This is a genomic window from Allobosea vaviloviae (assembly GCF_001298265.1).
GTDB lineage: Bacteria > Pseudomonadota > Alphaproteobacteria > Rhizobiales > Beijerinckiaceae > Allobosea > Allobosea vaviloviae_B.
Window position 1 is genome coordinate 117525 of the sequence record NZ_LGSZ01000010.1, and the last position, 6286, is coordinate 123810.

Genomic DNA, 6286 nt, shown 5'->3' on the forward strand with positions numbered 1-6286 from the left:
GCGTCGTTACTTCGTCGCCGCCGCGACCTTGCCGGCCGCATCGCCGGCTTGTGCGAATTTCTGCTTCGATTCGGCGAGCCAGGCGGCATAGCGCTCCGGGCTGACGACGCGGAAGGCGATCGGCATGTAGGCGTGGTTCTGGCCGCAGATGAAGGAGCACTGGCCGTAATAGATGCCCTCGCGATCCGCCCTGAACCAGGTCTCGTTCAGGCGGCCCGGGATCGCGTCGATCTTGATGCCGAAGGAGGGAACGGTGAACTTGTGGATCACGTCGGCGCCGGTGACCTGCACGCGCACGACCTTGCCGACCGGCACCACCGCCTCGTTGTCGACGGCGAGCAGGCGAGGGGCCTCTTCGGCGGCGATCTTCTTGCCGGCGATGGCCTCGGCGCGCTGCTTCTCGTCGAGCATCAGCGAATCGAAGCCGAAGGCGCCGCCGTCCTGCGCGTACTCATAGGACCAGTACCACTGCTTGCCGGTCACCTTCATGGTGATGTCGGCCTGCGGGATTTCGAGCTGGAGCTTGAGCAGGCGGAAGGAGGGAATCGCGATCACGACCAGGATCAGCACCGGGATCACCGTCCAGGCGACCTCGAGCAGGGCGTTGTGCGTCGTCTTGGAGGGAACCGGGTTGGCCTTCTCGTTGAAGCGCCAGACGATGTACATCAGCAGCGCCAGCACGAAGATCGAGATGGCGAAGATGATGACGTTGAGCCAGTCATGGAACCAGTGAATGTAGGCCGAGACCTCGGTCGCGGCGCCCTGCAGGTTCAACTGCCAGGGGCTGGGCATGCCGGTTCCGGCGAACGCGCTGCCCGTGACGATCGTGGTCGCGGCAACGGCAAGGGCCATTGCGGCCAGGCTTGCTGGGGTCCTGCTCAGAAATCGCATCGATCCGACATAGCTCCTCAAATCATGCCCTGCATTGGCGTGTTCGCCATGACACATTCCCCGAGGGAACGCACATGGAGAACGGACGCCCATGCGTGGCTCGTGCGACCGCGAGGCCACCTTGCTCTTCGAGATTGCGATAAATCAAACATCACGCTTGCGCCAGTGGGGCAATGCGGGGCGCCAACGCATCCCGTGCGGCATAATCGCGCGAGGACCGCGCGAACGGCGCCGCTGGATGCTGCCCTTCGCCTTGACAGGACTGGGCCTGCATGGTCCCAACGCAATCCATGACGGGACGAAGCAGGATTGTGCGGCGGCAAGCCGGTTTTCTGCCCGAATTCCGGTCTTTACTTCGGTGACGGGTTTGCGCGGCAGGCGCCGGTGGGAGGAATCGCGAGCGATGGCTAGGCACATCGGACCTGTCTGGGCGGCTGCTCTCGCGCTTTTCGGCGCGGTTTGGGTTGCGGGCCCGGCCCTGGCCCAGGGGGCTGTCAAGTCGGCCCATGGCGACTGGCAGATGCGCTGCGAGGTGCCGCCCGGCGCCAAGACAGAACAATGCGCGCTCGTCCAGAACGTCGCGGCCGAGGACAGGCCCAATCTGACGCTCCTCGTCATCGTGCTGAAGACGGCCGACCAGAAGAGCAGGCTTCTGCGCGTCGTCGCCCCGCTCGGCGTGCTGTTGCCCTCGGGCCTCGGCCTCAAGATCGACGACAAGGATATCGGTCGCGCCGGCTTCGTGCGCTGCCTGACGACCGGCTGCGTCGCCGAGGTGGTGATGGACGACACGCTGCTCGGACAGCTCAAATCAGGCAAGAGTGCCACCTTCATCGTATTCCAGACGCCGGAAGAGGGAGTGGGCGTGCCCGTCTCCCTCAACGGCTTCGGCCCCGGCGTGGAGACCTTGCCGTGAGTGAACAGCCGCTTCGCCGGCAGACCCTGCTGGCTCTGCCCTTCCTCTGCCTCGGTCTTGCCGGTTGCGGATCGTCGAGTTCGTCTTCGGGCCAGCCGAGCACGTTGCAGACGCTGGGTAACGTCCTGGTATTCCAGTCGACGAAGCCGCCACCGGCCGATCAGTTGCCGAAGGAAGACAGCGATGAGCAATTGATCTGTCCGCAGGTCATCATCGCCGATGGCGGCGCGGCCGTCCGCGCCCAGTCCGGCCAGGACAGCGGCAGCCTGCGCCACCAGATCTCGATCCTGAACGTCGCGCGCGAATGCACGCCCACCGGCAATGGCGGCTTCCGCCTCAAGGTCGGCGTCGAGGGCCGCATCCTGCTCGGCCCGGCCGGCGGCGCCGGCACCTATGGCGCGACGCTGACCACGGTCGTCATGCGCGGCACGAGCCAGATCGCCCGTCGCAGCGCCCGCGTCGGCGGCACCGTGACCTCGGGCCAGGGCGGTGTCGATTTCTCCCATGTCGAGGACGGCATCGTCGTCCCGGCCGGGCGTGGCGATGTCGAGATCATCGTCGGCCTCGGCGGCGGCGCGGCGACGCCGGCACGGTCGCGCCGGCGCTGATCGGCGGAGGTCGAGGCAAGACCTGATTCCCTCCCCCGCTTGCGGTGGGGAGGGTTAGGGTGGGGGGCCGGAAAGCCTGAGCCCTGTCATCGATCTTTTCGCCGAGCGGAACTGCCCCCCACCCCAGCCCTCCCCACCGCAAGCGGGGGGAGGGAGCTCGAAGCCTGCGCTGCAAAGAGTCGCGTGGGTTGCCTGTTAAGAAGGCAGCAGCGCGATTGACTAAGGCGCTGCGTCTTGTATCTGTGCCGATAGCCGCAACATCCCCGCGGGAGAGACCGGGACTGGTTTTGGCCAGACCCGGCGCCGAAGGCGCAACCGCCCCGGAAACGCTCAGGCAAACGGACCGCGTGGGAACTGGCACTCTGGAAAGTGGTGGGGGAAACTCCGCCCACCGACGGGTGTAACCTGTCCGGCCCACCAGGCCGGCTCGGGGAAATCTCTCAGGTTCCAAGACAGAGGGGGCGCGTTCCGGACACATCCGTCCGGGGCTTGCGCTTGTCTCTGGAAGGGGCCGTCCATGGCTGATGTTGCCGATGCCACCGTTGCCGACGTCGCGGCCGTGGTTCTCAAGACCCCCCTTCATGCCCGCCATGTCGCGCTCGGCGCCCGGATGGTTCCCTTCGCCGGCTACGACATGCCGGTGCAGTACCCGACCGGTATCCTGACCGAGCACAACTGGACCCGCGAAAAGGCCGGCCTGTTCGACGTCTCGCATATGGGCCAGTGCTTCCTCGTCGGCCCCGACCACGAGACCACGGCACGCGCGCTCGAAGCGCTGATTCCCGCCGACATCCTCAACCTCGCCCCGGGTAAGCAGCGCTATTCGCAGCTCCTGAACGAGGAGGGCGGCATCCTCGACGACCTGATGGTAACGCGCTCGATCGATCCAGACGAGGACGGCGCGCTCTATCTCGTCGTCAACGCCGCCTGCAAAACCCAGGACTACGCCCATATCGAGGCGCGCCTGCCCGCCAATGTGAAGCTGATCAAGGCCGAGCATCGCGGCCTGATCGCAATCCAGGGTCCGGCGGCCGAGGCCGCGCTGGCGGCGATCGCGCCCGAAGCAGCGCAGATGGGCTTCATGACCTCACGCACGATGAAGGTCGCAGGCCACAAGGCCAATGTCAGCCGCTCCGGCTACACCGGCGAGGACGGCTACGAGATTTCGGCTGCCGCCACGAAGATCGGCGAGATCTGGGACACGCTGCTGCTCGACGCCACCGTCAAGCCGATCGGGCTCGGCGCGCGTGATTCGCTGCGTCTGGAGGCGGGCCTGTGCCTCTATGGCCACGACATCGACACCACGACTTCCCCGGTCGAGGCTGCGCTGACCTGGTCGATCCAGAAGCGCCGCCGCGAGGAGGGCGGCTTCCCCGGCGCCGGGCGCATCCAGCGCGAATTTGCCGAGGGCGTCTCGCGCGTCCGCGTCGGCCTGTTGCCGGAAGGCCGCGCGCCGGCCCGCGAGGGCGCGGAGATCGCCACGCCCGAGGGCGAGATCGTAGGCAAGGTCACCTCCGGCGGCTTTGGCCCCACCCTGAACGCGCCTTGCGCCATGGGCTACGTTTCCAAGGCGCACTCCGCGCCGGGCACGCAGCTTCACCTGATCGTGCGCGGCAAGCCGCTGCCGGCCGTCGTCGCGGCGATGCCCTTCGTTCCCAACGGTTACAAGCGCTGATCCCACCCAATCCCGTTCTGTTCCGGAGACTAAGATCCCATGACCGAGACCCGCTACAGCAAGGACCACGAATACATCCGTATCGACGGTGACATCGGCACGGTCGGCATCACCGACTACGCCCAGGGCCAGCTCGGCGACGTCGTCTTCGTCGAGCTTCCCTCCGTTGGAAAATCCGTCACCAAGGGCGGCGAAGCCGCTGTGGTCGAGAGCGTCAAGGCGGCCTCGGAAGTCTACGCGCCGGTCTCCGGCGAGGTCGTCGAGGTCAACAGCGCGCTCGAAGCCGCGCCCGGCACCGTCAACGAGGACCCGTCCGGCACTGGCTGGTTCCTCAAGCTCAAGCTCAAGGACGCCGCCGAACTCGAAGGCCTGATGAGCGAGGCCGAGTACCAGAACTACCTCAAGACGCTGTGAGCTGACCCGTCCCGTCATCCCGGACAAGCGGCGAAGCCGCGCAGATCCGGGATCCATTCCGGATCGCTTCAGGAATGGATCCCGGCTCTCCGCTTCGCTCCGGCCGGGATGACGTCGCGGATGCATCGAGCGCCTGCACTCAATAACGACAACGGACATTTCCCATGCGCTACCTTCCCCTGACCGACACCGACCGCGAGGACATGCTGGCCCGCATCGGCGTGCCCGATGTCGATGCCCTGTTCTCCGACGTACCGGCCGGAAAGCTGCTCAAGGCTCCGGTCGACCTGCCGCGCGCCAAGGGCGAGCTCGAGGTCGAGCGCATCATGGCGAAGATGTCGGCCCGCAACGTCGCGGCCTCCTCGGTGCCGTTCTTCGTCGGCGCCGGTGCCTACAAGCACCATGTCCCGGCGACGGTGGATCATCTGATCCAGCGCTCGGAGTTCCTGACCAGTTACACGCCCTACCAGCCCGAGATCGCGCAGGGCACGCTGCAATATCTCTTCGAGTTCCAGACCCAAATCGCCGCCCTGACCGGCATGGAGGTCGCCAACGCCTCGATGTATGACGGCTCGACCGGCACCGGCGAGGCCGTGCTGATGGCGCATCGCGTCACCAGGCGCAGCAAGGCCGTGCTCTCGGGCGGACTGCACCCGCATTACGCGGAAGTCGTTCGCACGCTCTCGGAGATGGCCAACGACGCCGTCGTCTCGCTGCCGCCGGACGTGACGGCCAGCGAGGACATCCTCTCCCAGATCGACGACGAGACCTCCTGCGTCGTCGTCCAGAACCCCGACGTCTTCGGCAACCTGCGCGACCTCGCGCCGATTGCCGCCAAGGCCCAGGCCCATGGCGCGTTGCTGATCGCGGTCTTCACCGAAGTCGTCTCGCTCGGTGCGATCGTGCCGCCGGGCGCCATGGGCGCCGACATCGTCGTCGGCGAGGGCCAGTCGATCGGCAATGCCTTGAACTTCGGCGGTCCCTATGTCGGCCTCTTCGCCGCCAAGTCGAAATACATCCGCCAGATGCCCGGCCGGCTCTGTGGCGAGACGGTCGATTCGACCGGCCAGCGCGGCTTCGTGCTGACGCTCTCGACCCGCGAGCAGCATATCCGCAGGGACAAGGCGACCTCGAACATCTGCACCAATTCGGGCCTCTGCGTGCTGGCCTTCACCATCCACATGACGCTGCTGGGGCAAGCGGGCTTCACCCGCCTCGCGCAGGTCAACCACGCCAATGCGGTCAAGCTCGCTGACGCGCTGTCGGGCATGAAGGGCGTGAGCGTGCTCAACGAGAGCTTCTTCAACGAGTTCACCGTGAAGCTCGGCAAGCCGGCGGCCGGGGTGGTCGAGGCGCTCTCGGCCAAGGGCATCCTCGGCGGCGTCCCGGTCTCGCGCCTGCTGCCAAATGCGGGGCTCGACGATTTGCTCCTGGTCGCATCGACCGAAATCAACACGGATGAAGATCGGGCGGCCTTCGTGGCAGCGCTCGCGGAGGTGTTGGCGTGACCGTTGCGGCCGGGCACGACCTGTCCCCTTCCCCCCGCTTGCGGTGGGGAAGGGTTAGGGATGGGGGGCCGCAAAGCCAGAGCCCTTTCCTTGATCGTCGCGCCGAGCGGCACTGCCCCCCACCCCCCCCCCCCCCCCCCCCCCCCGGGGGGGGGGGGGGGGGGGGGCCCCCCAACCCCGGGGGGCGTTTCCCGGGGGGGGGGGGGCGGGGCCGGGCACCGCAAGGACCCCCCCCCCCGCAGACGCGCCGCGTCGGCCCCCGCCCCCTTTTACAACC

At 67.1% G+C, this 6286-nt stretch carries 6 protein-coding genes and 1 riboswitch; of the genes, 5 read left to right on the forward strand and 1 reads right to left on the reverse strand.

Going from position 1 to position 6286, the window contains the following annotated elements:
* Nucleotides 1-6: 6 nt before the first annotated feature.
* Nucleotides 7-852, reverse strand: a complete 846-nt coding sequence (coxB, locus tag AE618_RS02020; RefSeq protein WP_156330051.1) for a cytochrome c oxidase subunit II — start codon at nt 850-852, stop codon at nt 7-9.
* 442 nt (nt 853-1294) lie between these two features.
* Between coxB and AE618_RS02025 the strand changes: the two genes are divergently transcribed.
* The 5 genes from AE618_RS02025 (at nt 1295) to gcvPA (ending at nt 6009) form a co-directional block, all read left to right on the forward strand.
* The gene (locus AE618_RS02025) at nt 1295-1804 is read left to right on the forward strand and encodes an invasion associated locus B family protein (RefSeq protein ID WP_054207386.1); all 510 of its coding nucleotides are present in this window, start codon (nt 1295-1297) and stop codon (nt 1802-1804) included.
* Nucleotides 1801-2412, forward strand: a complete 612-nt coding sequence (locus AE618_RS02030; protein WP_156330052.1) for a hypothetical protein — start codon at nt 1801-1803, stop codon at nt 2410-2412. The genes AE618_RS02025 and AE618_RS02030 overlap by 4 nt, the downstream gene beginning before the upstream one ends.
* A gap of 256 nt (nt 2413-2668) precedes the next feature.
* Nucleotides 2669-2768: riboswitch (glycine riboswitch) on the forward strand.
* A gap of 161 nt (nt 2769-2929) precedes the next feature.
* Nucleotides 2930-4087 (forward strand): glycine cleavage system aminomethyltransferase GcvT, encoded by a 1158-nt coding sequence (gene gcvT / locus AE618_RS02035; RefSeq protein ID WP_054207388.1) that lies wholly within the window; start codon nt 2930-2932, stop codon nt 4085-4087.
* A gap of 39 nt (nt 4088-4126) precedes the next feature.
* On the forward strand, nt 4127-4501 hold the full coding sequence (gene gcvH, locus AE618_RS02040) for a glycine cleavage system protein GcvH (protein WP_054207389.1): 375 nt from the start codon (nt 4127-4129) through the stop codon (nt 4499-4501).
* A gap of 164 nt (nt 4502-4665) precedes the next feature.
* The gene (gene gcvPA / locus AE618_RS02045; RefSeq protein WP_054207390.1) at nt 4666-6009 is read left to right on the forward strand and encodes an aminomethyl-transferring glycine dehydrogenase subunit GcvPA; all 1344 of its coding nucleotides are present in this window, start codon (nt 4666-4668) and stop codon (nt 6007-6009) included.
* Nucleotides 6010-6286 lie beyond the last annotated feature (277 nt).

Excerpts from the sequence above, each read along its gene's own strand:
- gcvH (WP_054207389.1), top strand. The coding sequence starts at position 4,127 with ATGACCGAGACCCGCTACAGCAAGGACCACGAATACATCCGTATCGAC.
- gcvPA (WP_054207390.1), top strand. The coding sequence starts at position 4,666 with ATGCGCTACCTTCCCCTGACCGACACCGACCGCGAGGACATGCTGGCC.
- gcvT (WP_054207388.1), top strand. The coding sequence starts at position 2,930 with ATGGCTGATGTTGCCGATGCCACCGTTGCCGACGTCGCGGCCGTGGTT.
- AE618_RS02025 (WP_054207386.1), top strand. The coding sequence starts at position 1,295 with ATGGCTAGGCACATCGGACCTGTCTGGGCGGCTGCTCTCGCGCTTTTC.
- coxB (WP_156330051.1), bottom strand. The coding sequence starts at position 852 with ATGGCCCTTGCCGTTGCCGCGACCACGATCGTCACGGGCAGCGCGTTC.